The organism is Hymenobacter sp. FMD4, assembly GCF_058932745.1.
On sequence record NZ_JBZYWH010000015.1, the window covers coordinates 34,848 to 51,899 of the forward strand.

Sequence of the window (17,052 nt, forward strand, 5' to 3'; positions counted from 1 at the left end):
TTACTTAGCGCGGATCAGGGCATTCAGAGCCAGTGAGGGCGTGAGGCCCACCACGGCTTTGTACACGGCCTTTCCGGACATGGGCGACTCCGTCAGCAGGCGCAGGGCGTCGCGCTTGCGGTGAGCGGCTATGCCCAGCAGCAACGCGTGCCGAAACTTCTGCTTGTAGCCGGCGGGATCGAAGCGGTACAAGTCCTGCCCGTAAAGGCCGAAGTAGTGCTGCAGGTAGGTGAACTTGCCCTCGATGGCGGCCGTGGTTTTGAGGCGCAGCGTTTTGGTGAGGTTGTCGGTGCGGTCCAGGTCCACCCAAGTCACGGTTTCAGGCACTACCAGCTGTGGCTCCGTAAACTTGATGATGCGCAGCCAGTTCAGGTTTTCGTAGGCCCGAAACTGCTCGAAGAAGGGAAATTGCAGCAGCACGTGGCGCTCTATCACGTGCGTGAAGTCGCCGAACACGCTTTCGGTCAGCCACTCCTGATACGTAGTGGTATAAGGCGCCTTGGCCGTGGTATTGGGATTGGATGACACGAAGAACAGAAAGTGCTTCACCGCGGCGTGGTCCGTCACGTGGCGGATAACCGTGTCCAGCCCACCGGGCATGAGCTTATCGTCGCTGTCAAGAAAGAGGATGTAGTCGCCGGTGGCCTGTTCCACGCCGCGGTTGCGGGTGTAGTTCACGCCCTTGTTTTCGGGGTTTTTAAACACGCGCAGCTTGGGCATCTGCAAGCTTTGGAGCAGTTCCCAGGAGCCGTCGGTGGAGCCGTCGTCCACGGCAATGACTTCGTAGTCGGCGGGGTATTCCGTCTGGATGCTTTCCAGGCACCGGGGCAGGTCAGCCTTGCGGTTGTAAACCGGAATAACGATGGAAATCTTCTTCATAGGTGTCTTGGCGGGTAGCGGGTACGGGAGCGAAGGCGTGCAGGCCCACGAGCGAGGCCAGCGTGATGATGGATATAGCCGTGGTGTTGGTAGCCATGGAGTTGTTGCCGGAGGCGATGAGCAGCACCACGCCTACCAGCACACAGCGCGTGGCCACAGGCAAGCGGTGAACCAGGCTGAACAGGAACCCAATCAGAAACAGTCCGAGGAAGGCCGTCAGCACGAAGCCGTACTTGAAAATCCAGATGATCCAGAAGTTCTCGATGATGTCGACCTTCTCCAGGTACATCACCCGCGTGATGTGCTGCTCGCCAATGCCCCAAGCCAGATCGGAAGCAGTGAAGTGCCGGAACATATCGAACACGCGGGCGCGCACGTCGGCGCTGTCGTCGTCGAATTTGGCCGAGGCAAAAATCCGCTCCCCGAAGGGCGTGCTGACGAGCACGAAGGCCACCAGCACGAGCATCAGGAAGAACAAGAACAGGTAGTTGAAAAACTTGCCCGCCGCTTCGTCGGGCTCGTAGTTTTTCAGATCGAAATACAGCAGAAAGGGAAAGGCCAGCAGCACGGCCCCCAAGGCCGTGCGTGCTCCAAAGGCGAAAATGGCCATGATGCCCAGCCCCAGGAAAAAGAACTTGCGCGTGGTGTCCTTGGCGATGATGACGAAGAGCAGCGTCAGGAAGCCGATGATGAGGCCGTTGTTGAGGGGGTGGCCCAGCAGGGCGTACGAGCGAAACGACTCAAACCAAGCCTCCTGCGTGGGCTTAAAAATGATGGTACTCAGGCCCCGCTCCACGATGGCCAGGCTGCAGTTGATGATGAAAAAGGCTTTGAGCCAGTAGAGCACCTGTGCCTTAAAGTCCTCGGTTTCGTTCTGGAGCAGCTGAATGAGCAGCACCGGCGCAAACAGCGTGTCGAGGATAAAGAAGTTGGCCTTCGACTTACCGAGCGTGATGGAGTACACAAACACCAGCAGCACGGCCAGGCCGTAGTAGCGCACCGTGGGGCTGTTCAACTGATACAGCGTATTCTGCTTGATGCTTTGCACGCCCCAGAGCCCAAAGAGCAGGTAAGTAGACGGGTGCAGCCGGTACAGCGGCCCACTCGTGGGGTCGGACTGCGGGTAGTGCAGCACGTCGAGCACGTTGGCGCCGAGGAAGAGCAGCAGCACCAGCACGAAGGGCAGGATCGGTATTTTGAGTTCGGCGTCCACGGCTTCGGGGCTGATGCGTTAGGCTTTGTGGCCGCCCAGCTTGCGCCGTACGGTGTCAACCATAGGCGCGGCCGTAGTAGCGATGTGCGAGAAGCGGAAGTAGAGGGTATTGACGGCCCGGATACCGTAGCGGCGCAGGTACAGCCACATCATCACCGCAATGGAAGCCTCTGTGAGCAGCCAGGCCCAAGCCCCGCCGATGTAGCTGTACTGGCTGGCCAGCCAGAAATTCAGCCCCAACCCCATCACGCCGCCTGCCGCGATAATCCAGGTGTAGGGCTTGTCCATCTTGAGGTTCACCATGGTCTGCACGCCCATCAGGTTGCTCAGGCCCATAATCATGGGAATAAAGCACAGAATGCGCAGCACGGTGATGGAAGGCGCAAAGGCCTCCCCGTAGAAAATGGTGATGATCAGCGGCGCCAGCAGCCACACACCGGCCCCCATCAGGAAGGTGAGATACACGATGAAGGGCGCCGTAATCTGGATGCGCTCAATGCCCTTTTCGCGGCTGATGCCGAAACTCTCGCCGATGTAGGGAAACAGCGACATGCCCAGCGGAATGGTGACGATGGTGTGCATGATGACCACCAGTCGCCACGAAGCCGAGAAAAACGCCACCGCTTCGGGGGTCTGCACCAAGCCCAGCACCAGCGTGGTGGCGTAGGTGTACACGTTGATGGAAACGAAGGAGAAGAAGATGACTTTCTCGCTCCACAAGTGGCGCAGCACCTTGCGCAGCGGCACGTAGGCCAGCCGAATCTGGTACTTGCGAAGGGCCCACACAAAGGCCACCACGCCCACCAGAATGTGCGCTACCCCAATCATAAATGGCTGCCACACGTAGTCGTCTTTTTCGCGGATGACGACCAGCACCGCAATGGTAAAAATCAGCTTCGTGACGAAGTTGAAGATGGCAATGTTGTACAGCTCCTGCATGCCCTGGTACAGCCAGTTCGGCGTCAGAACAAAGGAGAAAACGATGATAAACGAGTAGATGGCCACCAGCTTTTCCTCGCGCAGCTGGGGCATGGTGCTGAGCAGCACCAGGAAGATGAGCAGCGACACGGTGAACAGCAGCAGCTTGGCAAACAGCACCTCGTTGAACACGTTGCTGCGCGTCTGCACGTTGTTGCGGTTGATGGAAATAGCCCGCGTGGCCGTCAGGTCGAAGCCGTAATTGGTGAGCAGAATGAAGTACGACATCACCACCGAGGCAAAGTTGATGACGCCGAACTTATCGGGCCCGATGATGCGCACGATGATGGGAATGGAAATAATGGGCAGCACGTTATTGGCTGCCTGCAGCAAGCTCAGCGAGAGGAAGTTCTTAAAAAGCGTACCGGTCGGTTTTGCTGTGTCCGCCATCGGAAGTAGGGGTGCCGCTTGGGAAAGGGTAACGGGGTATACGCAGGGCCGGGTGGCCGTTGCCGCAGGGCTGCGGCGCAGGCAGCGCGGCTCAACTTCGGGCTTTCGGGGCCAGCTGCCGGTACAGGCCGATCAGCCAAGCGTTGAGCTTTTGCAGGTTGTATTCCTGGTCGATTTTGCGGCGGTTGTTTTCGGCCACCTGCTGCATCTGCTGCGGGTGCGAGGCCACATGGGCAATATGCTGCGCGAGGCTGGGCACGTCACCGGGCGTGATGAGAAAGCCGTTTTTGCCTTCCGTCACCAGGTCCGGAATGCCCCCTACCCGACCGCTGATGATGACCTTGCCCGCGGCCATGGCTTCGAGGATGGACATGGGCAGGCCTTCGTTGTAGGAAGGCAGCACCATGGTGTCGCACTGGCCCAGCCAGTGGCGCTTTTCGGTGTCGCCCATCCAGCCCAGCACCTGCACGTTTGGCGTCAGGCCTTTGTCGCTGATAAGCCGGCCTACCTGCTCGATTTCACCATCGCCGGCGAGGAAGAACTGCAGGTGCGTAAGCTGCTGCTGCTTCACCAGCCGCTCGATGGCTTCGAGCAGATCGTACACGCCTTTGCGCTGGCCCAGACGGCCCAGGAACAGGAAGCGGTGCAGGTTCTGAGGCATGGTGTAGCAGGCGCCAAATACCTCAGGATACACGCCGTTGTGCAGCACGTCCACGTTGTGCTTGCTGATGTGCTGCTCGAAGAATTCCTGCCAGAACCGCGACAACACCAGCACCTTGCTGCTCTGCTGGAATATCCAGCGGATGTACTGCTGCGCCACCCCGCTCGATTCGCGGTAGAAGGTGTCGAAGTCGGCGCCGTGCACGTGCATCACGGTGGGCTTGCCCAGCAGCATGCTCAGCAGCACAAACAGGCTTTTGCGGTAGAAGCTGGCCCCCGAAGCAGCATGCAGGTGCACCACGTCCACGCCCGGCTCGCGCAGCAGTTGGCCCAGGGCCCGGAGGGTGTAGCTGATTTTCTCCAACGCGCTGCCCTCCACGTGCGACACGATGTGGATGAACTGCACGCCCGGCGTTTGGTTGGCCAGCATGTCACTTATTACCGTGGCCATACCGCCCTTGGTGCGCGTGATGCTCGGACCGACAACTGCTATTTTCATGGAAAGCGCGTAGTGAATCAGCTGATGCAGCGGCCGGTTGTCGGCCGTGAGTGAAGTGAAGCGGCTCTATTCCGCTTTCGACGGCAGGCGGTACACCTTCTGGTAACCATAACCGAAGCCGTAACCGGTGTAGCGCGTGAGGAAGCCGCGCGGCGGCACGTCGTTGAACACGATGCCCAGGCCCGGCAGCGCCCGCAGCTTCTGGTTTTCTTCCAGGTGCTGCACAATGGCCGATGGCGTTACGCCCTGCCGAATCACCAGCAGCGACGCATCGGCCCAGCGCCCGAGCAGGTAGGCATCGATGGCCAGTTCCACGGGGGGAGTATCCAGCACGATGAAATCGTAGCGCTGGCGCAGCTCCTGCAGCAGCTGTTCCATGGCCGGGCTCACCAGCAGCGAAGCCGCCGCCTGCGCTGCCAAGCCGCCCGCCAGCATATCCAGACCCGTTACGCTGGTGCTCTGAATCAGCGAAGCGAGAGGCGTTCCGCGGCGAACGTAGTCCCCCACGCCAGGCTCTGGCGGCAGGCCATAAGCCTGGGCCGCTTCCGGCGCATGCAGATTCAGATCGAGCAGAATGGTGCGGTAGCCACCCTCGGCCAGGCTTTCGGCCAGGTGCGTGCTCACGAAGGTTTTGCCTTCGTTGGGCAGGTTGGAAGTAACCAGGATAATCTGCCGCCTGTGGCCAGCATCAAACAAACCCAGCGCAGCTTGCAGCTGCCCAAACTGCGCCGCCACCGCCGAGGCTGGCACCGCCCGGCGCAGCCAGGCGCGGCGCTGGCTGCTGATTTCGCCTACCACCGGAATACGCGTGGCCCGCTCCACCGTGGAGCGGAAGTACACCTTGCCGCCGGTTTCTTCTTTCATGAATATGTAGGCGATACTCAGCCCCACGCCGGCCACCAGCGCCCCAATGAGGAACAGCAGGCGCTTGGACGCCACCGGCCGCACACTGGCCTCGGCGCGGTCCACGATGCGCGAGTCGCCAATGGTGGACGCCGTGCTCAGCTCAGCCTCTTCGCGACGCTTGAGCAGGAAGGCGTACACGTCGTTTTTGATGGCCTGCTGCCGCGTGATTTCCAGCAGCTCCCGCTCCTTGCCGGGCAGGGTGCGCAGCACGGCGTTGTACTGATTGGAGGTACCCTGCAGGGTGTTGCGGCTGGCTTGCAGCTGGGCGCGTTGGTTGCGTACGATGTTGCTGATGCTGGGCCGAATCTGCCCAATCTCGCTTTCCACGGCCCGCGTCAGGGGATGATTTTCGCCAGAGGTGGTGCGCAGGTTGGCTTGCTGCAGCTCTAGGTTGTTGATTTTCTGCAGCAGGTCGGCCAGCACCGGATCGGAGATGCCGAGCGTGGTGGGCACGATGCCGGTGCGGCTGCCGCCGGCGCGCACGTATTGATCCACCTTATCCAACACGGCCAGCTGCATGTTTATCTCGGCCACTTTTCGATCGTTGTCGGCTACATTCTGCAGGTACAGGTTGCCCTGCTGACTTAGGTCAACCACATTCTGAGAGGACCGAAATTCCTGGATGCGGCGCTGAATGGAATCCAGCTCCCGCTCCACCAGTCGCACGCGGTCGGTAATGAAAGCCAGTGTATTGGAGGCCAGCTGATTGCTATTGGTGACCGAAGCGCGGGTATATTCTTCCAGCAAAGCATTGACAATGTCTTCGCCGCGCTCGGGCACTTCATCGGTGTACTGCACCGTCACCACACTGGAAAGCTTGGAACTGGCCCCCACTTCCAGGTTACCCCCAATGCCATCGGCCACCAGCCGCGGCGGCACGAGGGCAAAGTATAGCTCCCGATCCGTATTGCGCTGCTGCCGGGGGTTGGGGTCGAAGCGCAGCACGCCGTGGGGCGTGCGCACCCACTGGCCTAGCGGGTAGCTCCGGCTGCCCATGCGCACCTGATTGGCGCGGGCATCGAAGGCAAACTCAATGCGCGGCTCGGCCCGAATGGAATCGGGCTGCCGGGCCTGTACGCGGATGGGCGAGGTCAGGTAAGCCGAAGCCGGCTTGATGCGGCCAGCCTCAAACAGTGGTGCGTACAGGTGCAGCCGCCGCACCACGCCGTGGAGCAAGGTGCGCGACACGAGCACCTGCACCTCGTTCTCGACGATGGTGTTGCCGGCGTACACGTCCAGGGAGCGAACAGTTTCGGACTCTTCCACGCCGCGCGCCTTGTCGTTGACCACCACCGTAGCGTTGATCCGGTACACCGGCGTGAGGTACTTGGTAGCAAAGAAAGCCACGGCCAGCAGCAGCCCGCATAGCAGCACAAATAGTGGCCAGTACGGCAGGTAGCGCGAAGCCAGCAGCCCGAGCAGGCTGACATCGGCGGGGCGGCGCGTTGGGGTTGGTGGTATCATGGCCCTGGGTGCTAGCGCGTGAAACGATCAACCAGGATAATCAGCACCGAAAAGCTGCTGACGATGGCTGGCAGGTACTGGTTCAGGCGGCTGGCCCCGGCAATGCGCGACTTATTGGGCTCCACGTACACCACGTCGTTGGACTGCAGGTAGAAATACGGCGAACTAAAGAGTTGCTCAGAGCCCAAATCCACGCGGTTGGCCACGCGCTTGCCGTTGGTTTCGCGGATGACCAGCACGTTGTTGCGCTTGCCGTAGATGGTGATGTCGCCCGCCAGCCCGAGGGCTTCCAGCAGGGTGATTTTTTCGTTGGGCACGGTCACCACCGTTGGGTTGGCGACTTCGCCCAGCACGGTGACTTTGTAGTTCAGCAGCCGTACCTCCACCACTGGGTCTACCAGCAGCTTGCGCCTGACGATGCCTTCCCGGATCTGGGCCTGCAGCTGATCGGTGGTAAGGCCTTCGGCTTTCACATCGCCCAGCATCAGGAACTGAATCATGCCGGCTTTGTCGACGAGGTAGCCCGCCAGCTCCAGCTGATTGCCGGCCGGCGTGGTGCTGCGCACATCCGTGCGGCCAGGCGCGTTAAAAATGCGCGCTGCCTCCGGATTCTGACTGCTGACCGTAATGGCAAGGATGTCGTTTTTACGAATGATATGCTCTGGTGCGGCTAACTCCGGGAATTCAGTGTTATCCTTCAGGTCAGTGAAATAGGTTGCTTTTCGCGTATTGACGCAGCTCCACAGCAACGGCAACAACGCGAGCAGCAGCAGTAAAGATTTCGGCATAGGTGCGGGCAGCGGTGAAGCTGCGGGGTCAGGGGAACGGGAGCAGGTAAGGAAAGCAGCATGCGCCCGACACGTAGCCCAACGCGAAGCCAACGGGCCCAACGGCAGGTCCTGTGAATCAAGGCATAATGCTACTCATGTACCGCAACTTCGCCAGCGCCCACGGCTTGCACCGAGGCCACAGCGCTACTGCTGCGGTACACTTGCCCGGTTTTGTACGTTGCCAGTATTAACTTGGACTAATGTAGCCCGGAGATATTTTTTTCTCGGTTACCTAGCCGTAGTGCTACTCGCTCTTCCTGAGTTCCTTCCCACTATCGGCTTTCCCCACCAACTGCAGCAGCCTGTTTTTTGGCTGCTACTGTCGTCCACGCAGCACAAACGCTTAGCAGCGCCAGCAAAAACGCAGCGATGATAATTACCGGAATATCCTGCGTCACTGCTGCCGGCCCGAAAGCCACTCGCAAAGCCATGATAACAGCCGAAATACCAGCCGTAGCGCCCCAGAATCCCCACAGGGAACTGGCTCTGGCTTTCGGCGCAGGGGCCGCGGTGGGCAGCTTGCGAAATGCCCAAGCCATAAACACTAACCCAACCAAGGAGTGACACGAGTGCCACGCCGTGTAAATAGTGTTGTGGGGCTGCCACTCCCGAAAAGCAAAAAGCTGGCTTTGATGCGCGTAGAGGTAGTCGGCGCTCTGGTGCACAAACCAGTCCCAACCGAAATGCAGCAGTACCCCGAGCAGGATGGAAAACACCACAGCGGGCCAGTGCGACCGAAGCTTCTGCCGCCAGTTGCCTTGGGCCAGCGGGGCCAGGCGAGCCTGCAACAGCCTGGGCAAGTGCAGCAGCAGCGGCTGGCGCATGAATTGATGGAATACCACCGTAAGCAGCAACGCAAACGGCAGATCAAACCAAAGCATGCCCGACCAAGTGTGGCTGTAATAGCTCAGGCCCTTGCGCATCCGGAGGAAGTACTCGAAGTCGGGCACGATGCTGCCCACAATCAGACCCGTGGGCGAAAACCAACGACTCTGGCGACGCAGAAGCGGCAAAACCAAAGCCGGATGGGAAAAAGTAAAGGGCATCAGCGGCAACCTTTGAATGCTGGCACGGGCAGGCTTGAGCCCCGGCAGGCTGGGAAAGCGCCACAAAGCTACGCCGGCCCGCTACAACTTGCCTCCGCCCAGACCGGTGCGCTCCATTCATAACCTTCTGCCCCGAACGCGGGTAAGTCCTGATGCACCAATCAGCAATGTTATGCGTCACGTTTTCAACCGTTTCGTACCTGATTTAGACGCCTCGCGCCGGGACTTCCTGCGCACTTTCTCCCTGGGCCTCGGGGCCTCGCTCCTTGGCACGTCGGGGCTGGCCCGCTCGCTTTCCTGGCTGGATGAAACTGCCTATGGCCCAGCCAGCCTGGAGGCGCTGCAGCAGGGCCGTAAGCTAGGCGTAGCGCTGGTGGGCCTGGGCAAATACAGCACCGGACAGCTGGCTCCGGCCCTGCAGGAAACGCAGCTGTGCCGCCTTGCGGGCATAGTGACGGGCACGCCTTCCAAGGCCGCGCAGTGGAAGCAGCAGTACAGCCTCGCCGACAAAAACATCTACGACTACAAGAACTTCGACCGCATCGCCGACAACCCGGACATCGACATCGTGTATGTGGTACTGCCGGTGGGCCTGCACGAAGAGTTTACGGTGCGCGCCGCCAAAGCCGGCAAGCACGTCATCTGCGAAAAGCCCATGGCCCTTTCGGCGGCGGAGTGCCAGCGCATGATAGCGGCGTGCAAGCAGGCCGGCAAGATGCTGAGCATTGGCTACCGGCTGCACTTCGAGCCGCACCACCGCGAAATGATGCGCCTGGGCCAGCAGCAGGTGTTTGGGCCGATCAGCAAGCTGGTGGCCGACAACGGCTTCCGCTTCACTAACGACACGCCCTGGCGCGTGGATAAGGAGCTGGCCGGTGGCGGACCGCTTATGGACCTGGGGATTTACTGCGTGCAGGGCGTGGTGTACACCATGGGTCAGCTGCCGGTGTCCGTCACGGCCAAGTTTGCGCCCAAGCCCAACAACGCCCTGTTTAAGGAAGTGGAAGCAGGCATCAACTGGCAGATGCAGTTTGCCAACGGCGCGGTGGCCGACTGCCGCACCAGCTACGCCGAAAGCATGGAAAGCCGCCTACGGGCCGAGGCCGCTAAAGGCTGGATGGAGCTGCAGCCCGCATTCGGCTACGGTGGCCTCAAAGGCCGCACCAGCCAGGGACCGATGAACATTCAGAACGTAAACCAGCAGGCCCGGCAGATGGATGACTTTGCCGACTGCGTACTCAACAACAAGCCCACCCGCGTGCCCGGCGAAATGGGCCTGCGCGACATGCAGCTCATCGAGGCCATTTACCGCGCGGCCGAAACCGGACAGAAGGTATCGACCAAAGACGTGGTAGCGGTGCTCGACAAGGTGCAGGGCCGGTAGTCTGCTCCCGGCAAGAGTGCAGAATAAATCAGGAGCCGTAGCACGTTGCTCTTAATGTGCTTGGTAAGCCTGTGGTTCAGCCTGAAACGAAGGTCAACGGCAGCGGGCAATACCTCGTATGTATGGCGCGCCTTTTCGTTTTTCAGCCATGCAGGAATCCGTTTTTCGCATCGCCCACATGGACTGCCCTTCCGAGGAGACCCTCGTACGCATGCAGCTACAAGGTGTGCCAGCGGTGCGACAACTGGCCTTTGACCTGCCCCGGCGGCTGCTTACCGTGTACCACGAAGGCGAACTGCTCAACATCGAAGCCCGAATTCACGGCCTGAACCTGAACGCGGCCCTGCTGCACTCCCGCCCGACGGATAACTCGCTAATCGGCGTGGCTTCGCCCGCTACGACGCCCATGCCAGCTACGGATGCCGGGCAGCAGACCCGCCTGCTCTGGACGGTGCTGCTCATCAACTTCGGCTTATTCGTGGTGGAGCTAGCCACCGGGTTGCTCTCCCGCTCCATGGGCCTGGTAGCCGACAGCCTAGATATGCTGGCCGACGCTTTCGTGTACGGGCTCAGCCTGTGGGCCGTGGGCAGCGCTGTAGGGCGTAAGAAGAACGTGGCCCGGGCCAGCGGCTACCTGCAGTTGGTGCTAGCCGGCCTCGGGCTGCTGGAAGTAGTTCGCCGGTTTCTGAGCAACGAGGCCATACCGGATGTTCGGCTGATGCTGGGCATATCGGTGCTGGCGCTGGCAGCCAATGCGACCTGCCTGTACCTGCTGCAGCGCAGCCGAAGCCAGGAAGCACACATGCAGGCCAGCCTCATCTTCACGGCCAACGACGTGCTCATCAACCTCGGCGTAATTGCCAGCGCCGTGCTGGTACAAGTGTTCGACTCCAATAAACCCGACTTACTCATCGGGGCTGTTGTATTCGGGCTGGTCATTCGGGGCGCTTTGCGCATCCTGCAAATAGCCAAATAGGCCACCCCGGGTGGGAGTGGCCTATGCATGGGGGCTGGAGGCGGGCTGCTTATTCGCTGCTACGGTCGCGCAGCTTCTTCTTTTCGTCTTTGGCCGCCTTTTTCTCTTTCGGAGTTTTAGTAGGCTCTTTCTTCTTTTCTTTTCGAGCCTCTTGTCCTTTGGCCATAATCAGGGGAAATTGGAGGTGAGTAAATCCGTGATTCGTAACGCACAGCGCCAAATCTTTGTTGTCGAGCGTCGGCACTCGCTTTACGGTGCAATATCCTCCGATTCTTCCCTATTTCATGAAGTATTTTCTGTTGCTGGTTTGGCTGTATTTGCCGCAGGTCGTGCTGGCCTGGAGGCCCACCGAGCCGCTCCAAATTGCCGAACGCTTCGTGGCCAATGACCGGTGGCCGCAAATGAAGAATTTTCTGTGCTGCGAAGCGGCCCAGCAAGCCAAAAATCAAACCCTGGGCCAGCAGATTCCGCCCACCACGCAGCGCCGTTGCCAGCTGGTACAGCAGGACTCGGCCTCGGCGGTAGTGGCCGTGGAGCTGCGCAACGAATCCGTTAAAACCTCCGACTTCTACCTGCACTTTACCAAGGCCGGCGCGCAATGGAAACTGCAGGCGGTGCGCGGCCTGGCCATGACAGCCCTCGGGCACGAAATGCTGAAACTGATGGAAGGCATGCCGCCGGCGGAAGTCGATAAATACAACCGCAACCACCCCGACGCCGACCACCACTTCACCGTGAGCAACCTAAAGCTGTGGGTAGGCGCCGATGCCGACATCATTGCGCACTTCAACCGTCACCAAGGCGAGTTCAATAAGGTAGTGCGCCTGGCGCAGGCCGGTGGCTTTTTTCCGGCCGAACTAAACGAAGCGGCCTTCGAGGCAGAGCAGGCAGCCAACAATGACCCAGTCATCAAGGAGCTGCTGCAAGGCCTGTACATCCGCCGCCTCACCCGCCGTGATACGGGCTGTGGCAGCTGCCTGGAGTTTCTTATCGGGGGCGTCACCGGCAATACCGTGGGCCTACTCTACCAGCCCGATGCCGACGAAGTGCCCGACATGGACCCCAGCCGGATCATCGTGATGAAGCCGCTGGGCGGCGGCTGGTATTTATACAAGACGACCTAGCGCACGACAGTTCAAAAGGTCGTGGGTGTCTCTTCGAGCCTGTTCAAGTTTGCCGCTTTCCACGCCCGGCATCCTTTTTTCGGCTACGGATTTTGAGTGGTTCCTATTGTAGGGGTGCGTTGATAAAGAGGCTCAACGGTAGCCTGCCCCAACCCGTACCGGGTTTGGCTCGTTGTTACGAAGGTCTATTTCCGGCCGCTGCATCACGCGCCAGGGCGCACGGGCTACCCGGCCCGTCCGGCTTGGCGCGGAGCTGTTGGGCCGGGCTGTTCGTCAACCCTCCAAACTCCCTTCTGCTCATGGCTTACACGCACACCGTAGTAGGTGCTTTCAGCACCACCAATGCGGCCCAGAGCGCGGCCGATCAGCTCACCCAAAACGGCTTCCCGCCCGCTGTGGTGGAAGTCTCCGACCACGACACCACCACCACGGAAAACCCCACGGGCGAGTTTCCGGAAAACGACTCGTTTCACCACTTCCTGATGTCGTTTCTAGGTCCGCCCGCCGATAACCAGCGCGAAAAATACCAGGCGGCCCGGCGCCACGGCTTCGTGGCGGTGCACGTGGACACCTACCTGGAAGCCGAGCGTGCCCGCGACCTGCTGGACCACGCCGGCGCCCTCGATGTTCACGAGCTAGGCATCGGGCACCGCGGTGCTGAAGCTGGCACCACGCAGGACGAAGCCCTGCGCCCCCAGCCGCGCAGCCGCATTGTGGAGCGCCGCCAGCCGCTGTAAGCTGCACCGCTCGAATTGGACTGCATTTTCTTCGCAACCGATACCATTCCATGACTAATAGCAACTCCCGCCGGCGCTTGGCGTACCGGCGGGAGTTGCTATGTCGTGTGGTTAGAGTCCGTGTCCTTTAACTACAGTCGCAAACCTTACTTCTGACCCTGCCATCAGCGACTTCGTTGCAGCCCAGAAGGTGTTTTGCCTGCCTGCACACCCACTTATGACCGCACCTACTTCTTCCGTCGATTACCAGCACTTGTTCCGCTCCCTGCCCGACAGCGTGCTTGCTTTTGAAGTAACGGAACTGGTAAAAGCCCGCAAAGCCCTCGAAGGCCTCTCAGGTAATCCTGCTCAGTAAAATCCCCGACCAGCCCCAACGCCCTTCCCCGTTCCGTATGGACATTTCTAGCCTGGACTTCCAGCAAGCCAGGATAAAGCAGGTGCTCTTTAAATTCTGGCTCCGCTCCGTGCTATACGGCGTGCGCGAAGCCGACGATACCATGTTTTCCATGCGCGACAATCCGCTGGCTGAGTGGCTGGGAACCGTGGTAAAACCCAGGTACCATGCACACAGCGAGGTGCAGGAAATCGAGCGAGTGCTCCAACAGATGCTGGAGCGCAACAGCACGCCCTAGCTGCCAGGATGAATCGAAGATGGCAGCGCAGTGCATCCACGCATTCTTAGTCCTATACTGGGTAATGTGCTTGCCCAGGTGCTGGGTGCGGAGGGTTAGCGGCATAACGTCAAAGGTGCTGCACTAACTACCACTAAGCGCTAATGCAACCTTCGCGGCTGAAGGCAGTATTTTTGGCGACCGTTCACCCCACTCCCTTTCGAATGCGCTTATCCTACTCGCTGCTCTTTTGGGGCGGCTTGCTGGCTGCTAGCCCCGCTGCAGCCCAGTCCCTCACCGTTGATAAAAAAGTGGCCGATGCCTTGGAGCAGGTGCGGCCCGACGATATCAAAGCTCACATCTGGTACTTAGCCGACGACAAGCTAAAAGGCCGCCAGCCCGGCACCGAAGGCTACCAGATGGCCGTGGACTACGTCACGCAGCAGCTGAAAAGCTTCGGCGTAAAGCCCGCTGGTGATAAGGGCAGCTACGTGCAGCGCGTGCGCCTGCGCCGCGCCTACACCAAGCCCGAAACCACGCTCACGCTGCGCGGTGAAGGCGGTGCCGTGAGCACTCTTACCGCGGGACAGGATTACGTATTCTACCCCAACCCCGAACTGCCCAATGTGCAGGCCGATGCGCCGCTGGTATTTGCCGGCTACGGCATTTCGGCACCCGAGCTGGGCTACGACGATTACGCCGGCCTCGATGCCAAAGGCAAAATGGTGGTGATAGTGCGCGGCGCCCCCCGCTCCTTTCCTTCCACAGTTTCGGCCGCCAGCCAGGACCTGACCATGATCATGCAGAACGCCGTGCGGCACGGGGCCGTGGGCGTTATTGTGGCCAGCACCAATCCTAAGGGCACCTTGCCCAACTTCCGCCGCGGCGCTTACAGCGTACTTGCCCCCAATGGCAAGGTGGCCGCCTCGCGTAGCTACGCCGCCGGCACCGAGCTTAAGCTGCTGGCCAACGTGAATGCCGCCGTGCTGCACCGCCTGTTTACGGCCGCAGCCGCCGACACCGGCCGTACACTCTCGGCCCTGCGCGCCGGTACGCCGGCATCGGCGCCGCTGCGCACCTCGGCCAGCGCCACCTTCGGCTCCACCTACCAGGATTTTGATTCCTACAACGTGGTGGGCCTGATTCGGGGCTCCGATAAAAAGCTGCGCGACGAATACGTGGTGCATTCCGCCCACCTCGACCACCTGGGCGTAGCCGCCGCCGTGAAAGGCGACTCCATCTACAACGGTGCCCACGACAACGCCTCGGGCGTGGCCTCAGTGCTGGAAATTGCCCGCACCTATTCGCGCCTCAAGCAGAAGCCCAAACGCTCCATCCTGCTGGTGCTGCAGACCGGCGAAGAGCTCGGCCTGCTGGGCTCGGCCTACTTTGCCTCGCACCCCACCGTGCCCAAAGACAAAATCGTGGCCGACGTGAATACCGACATGCCCACCATCATTGCGCCGCTGCTCTCCGTGGTGCCGCTGGGCGCCGAGCACTCTAGCCTGGCTGAGCCCGTAAACCGCGCCGCTGCTTACCTCAACCTCACGGTAGAAGCCGACCCCGAGCCGGAGCAAAACCGCTTTATCCGCTCCGATCAGTACAGCTTCGTGACGCAGGGCATTCCGGCGCTGCACATCAAGTACGGCAACAAAACCGCCGACGGGCAGAACAACCTGAGCCAGCTGGTGCAGAAGTGGCGCGCCGAAACCTACCACAAGCCGCAGGACGATACCTCGGGCACTTTCGACTTCGAAGCCGGCAAGAAGTACGTGCAGCTCAACTTCCTTATCGGCTACCAAGTGGCCAACGAGCCCCAGCGCCCTACCTGGAAAAAGGGCGACTTTTTCGGCGGACGCTTCGGTGCGCAGCCAGCCCAGTAAGCTAAGCAGCTGATCAACGCGAGCTACAGCATTTACCGCTCTCAAAACACGTGGGCCCCGTGGATCAGCTGATCCACGGGGCCCACGTGTTTTGCGGCTTGCTTTTCGCCGCTAGTCAGAACAACTACGTTCTCGCGCCACCATTAGCCTCAGCGGTGAAACACGCCATAGCGGCTTTGGTAGCGCCTCTGGTATGTAACACTGCTAAGGCCTACTTCCAGGCCCAGCAGCGGCCCCTGCAGCGTAGCATCGTGGCGGGCTTCGAGGTGGCGGTATATGGCCCGAATGCGCATTCGTACGCCATCTATTGCGGGCACCTGAGTGGCATTTCCCCTTGGCGTTCTGCCGACGTGCACGTCCAGGTTGAGGCCGGCCGTGAAAGGCCGCCGGAAGCGCATCGCCACGTCCTGAGTCGGGTCGGTTTGCACAGCGGTTTCCGTGGCGCTGATGCCAAAGTACAAGCCCCCCACAAACGGCGTCAGGCGCAAACGCGCGTTGTCTACTACGGCGTAGCCCACGGCGGCCGCGGCCGTTAGCAGATTGACGCGCAGATCCTGGTTCCAAGTTTGGTTTCGGTACTGAAAGGCTTCTCGTACGCCGCTGTTGCTGATTCCCAGCGTGCCGCCCAGGGTAAGCCGATGGTACAGCACTTCGCCGCCCATATTCAGGGTTACGGCGTTGCGTACGTATCGGCCCAGGGCCGCCGGCAGCAGCAGCACTCCCACCGTGCCATTGGCTCCCAATGCCACCTTGGAGGCCATCACCTCATTGCCGATTATGCCTTCGCCGAACAGGCTGGTCAGGGAGCTGGTCGGGTATTGCAACTTGAAAGCCGCAACCGCTTTGGCAAGGCGCATGCGGGTTTCGGGCGAGTTGGGCAGCAAGTGCCCGTCCAGATAAATGGCCAGAAAAGCGGCGTCTTCCTCGCTCAATGCCGCAGCAGCCAGTTCGGCCCGCACCTTGGCCTCGTGCCGCCGCACGTAATCAAATGCAGCCGCTGACAGGCCGTCGCGGGGCGGCGTAGATATGATGGGCCCATGAATCCTGTGGCCGTAGCTGCGTCGGGGTTCGACACGCAGGCGCCGGGTCAGCTCCGCAAAGTCGCCGGTAGCCATCAGCAGCCAGTCCTGCTCGGTGGGATAAATGCCGATAACGGAATCTGAGTTTACGGCTATCAGGTAATCCCGCAACGGCGGGATGAGGGCCACCGCATCGGTTTGGAGCAGGTGCGTTAGTCGTTCCCGCGCCTGCACGATGCGTACCGTTTCGCTACGCGGCCACTGCTGTAGCGCCGCCTCGGCAGCCCGGCGGTAGGCGTCCAGCGCCTGACCATTGGTAGCTGCCCCCAACATCATCAAGGCAATGAGAATCGGTAGTGAGGTCTGAAGCTTACGCATATTGAATAACTGCCCGAACGGCACCCCAACCTACGGCTTATACTGGAGTTTTTTCTATCAATCACCAAAGCCGTT

At 60.5% G+C, this 17,052-nt stretch carries 15 protein-coding genes; 7 read left to right on the top strand and 8 right to left on the bottom strand.

What is annotated here, in order from left to right:
* The 7 genes from AC5FXY_RS14255 to AC5FXY_RS14285 all read right to left on the bottom strand — a co-directional run bounded on the left by AC5FXY_RS14255 (position 1) and on the right by AC5FXY_RS14285 (position 8,865).
* Positions 1–879: a glycosyltransferase family 2 protein gene (locus AC5FXY_RS14255; protein ID WP_493557363.1), complete on the bottom strand. Its 879-nt coding sequence runs from the start codon at positions 877–879 to the stop codon at positions 1–3.
* A complete protein-coding gene (locus AC5FXY_RS14260) occupies positions 833–2,092 on the bottom strand; it encodes a VpsF family polysaccharide biosynthesis protein (RefSeq protein ID WP_493557364.1) in 1,260 nt (419 codons plus the stop codon). Before AC5FXY_RS14260 ends, AC5FXY_RS14255 begins: the two co-directional genes overlap by 47 nt.
* Before the next feature lie 18 nt (positions 2,093–2,110).
* Positions 2,111–3,460 carry a flippase gene (locus AC5FXY_RS14265; protein WP_493557365.1) on the bottom strand — a complete coding sequence of 450 codons (1,350 nt, stop codon included), beginning with the start codon at positions 3,458–3,460 and terminating at the stop codon, positions 2,111–2,113.
* A gap of 91 nt (positions 3,461–3,551) precedes the next feature.
* Positions 3,552–4,619: a glycosyltransferase family 4 protein gene (locus tag AC5FXY_RS14270; protein ID WP_493557366.1), complete on the bottom strand. Its 1,068-nt coding sequence runs from the start codon at positions 4,617–4,619 to the stop codon at positions 3,552–3,554.
* Positions 4,620–4,685: 66 nt separating this feature from the next.
* Positions 4,686–6,989, bottom strand: a complete 2,304-nt coding sequence (locus tag AC5FXY_RS14275; protein WP_493557367.1) for a GumC family protein — start codon at positions 6,987–6,989, stop codon at positions 4,686–4,688.
* An 11-nt stretch (positions 6,990–7,000) separates the two neighbouring features.
* Entirely contained in the window at positions 7,001–7,777 is a 777-nt protein-coding gene (locus AC5FXY_RS14280; RefSeq protein WP_493557368.1) for a polysaccharide biosynthesis/export family protein, read from the bottom strand.
* 314 nt (positions 7,778–8,091) lie between these two features.
* Entirely contained in the window at positions 8,092–8,865 is a 774-nt protein-coding gene (locus AC5FXY_RS14285) for a DUF4184 family protein (protein ID WP_493557369.1), read from the bottom strand.
* Positions 8,866–9,037: 172 nt separating this feature from the next.
* Here AC5FXY_RS14285 and AC5FXY_RS14290 point away from each other — a divergent pair, with 172 nt between their 5' ends.
* From AC5FXY_RS14290 to AC5FXY_RS14320, 7 genes are all read left to right on the top strand, one after another.
* On the top strand, positions 9,038–10,249 hold the full coding sequence (locus tag AC5FXY_RS14290; protein WP_493557370.1) for a Gfo/Idh/MocA family protein: 1,212 nt from the start codon (positions 9,038–9,040) through the stop codon (positions 10,247–10,249).
* A 148-nt stretch (positions 10,250–10,397) separates the two neighbouring features.
* Positions 10,398–11,225 carry a cation efflux transmembrane domain-containing protein gene (locus tag AC5FXY_RS14295; protein ID WP_493557371.1) on the top strand — a complete coding sequence of 276 codons (828 nt, stop codon included), beginning with the start codon at positions 10,398–10,400 and terminating at the stop codon, positions 11,223–11,225.
* Between the two features lie 284 nt (positions 11,226–11,509).
* On the top strand, positions 11,510–12,349 hold the full coding sequence (locus AC5FXY_RS14300; RefSeq protein WP_493557372.1) for a hypothetical protein: 840 nt from the start codon (positions 11,510–11,512) through the stop codon (positions 12,347–12,349).
* Between the two features lie 299 nt (positions 12,350–12,648).
* A complete protein-coding gene (locus tag AC5FXY_RS14305) occupies positions 12,649–13,086 on the top strand; it encodes a hypothetical protein (protein WP_493557373.1) in 438 nt (145 codons plus the stop codon).
* Positions 13,087–13,303: 217 nt separating this feature from the next.
* On the top strand, positions 13,304–13,441 hold the full coding sequence (locus AC5FXY_RS14310; RefSeq protein ID WP_493557374.1) for a hypothetical protein: 138 nt from the start codon (positions 13,304–13,306) through the stop codon (positions 13,439–13,441).
* 37 nt (positions 13,442–13,478) lie between these two features.
* Positions 13,479–13,718: a hypothetical protein gene (locus tag AC5FXY_RS14315; RefSeq protein ID WP_493557375.1), complete on the top strand. Its 240-nt coding sequence runs from the start codon at positions 13,479–13,481 to the stop codon at positions 13,716–13,718.
* Between the two features lie 203 nt (positions 13,719–13,921).
* Positions 13,922–15,580, top strand: coding sequence for a M28 family peptidase (locus AC5FXY_RS14320; protein ID WP_493557376.1), 1,659 nt, complete (start codon positions 13,922–13,924; stop codon positions 15,578–15,580).
* Between the two features lie 149 nt (positions 15,581–15,729).
* Here the strand turns inward: AC5FXY_RS14320 and AC5FXY_RS14325 are convergent, their stop codons facing one another.
* Positions 15,730–16,977, bottom strand: coding sequence for a hypothetical protein (locus AC5FXY_RS14325; protein WP_493557377.1), 1,248 nt, complete (start codon positions 16,975–16,977; stop codon positions 15,730–15,732).
* Between the last annotated feature and the right edge of the window lie 75 nt (positions 16,978–17,052).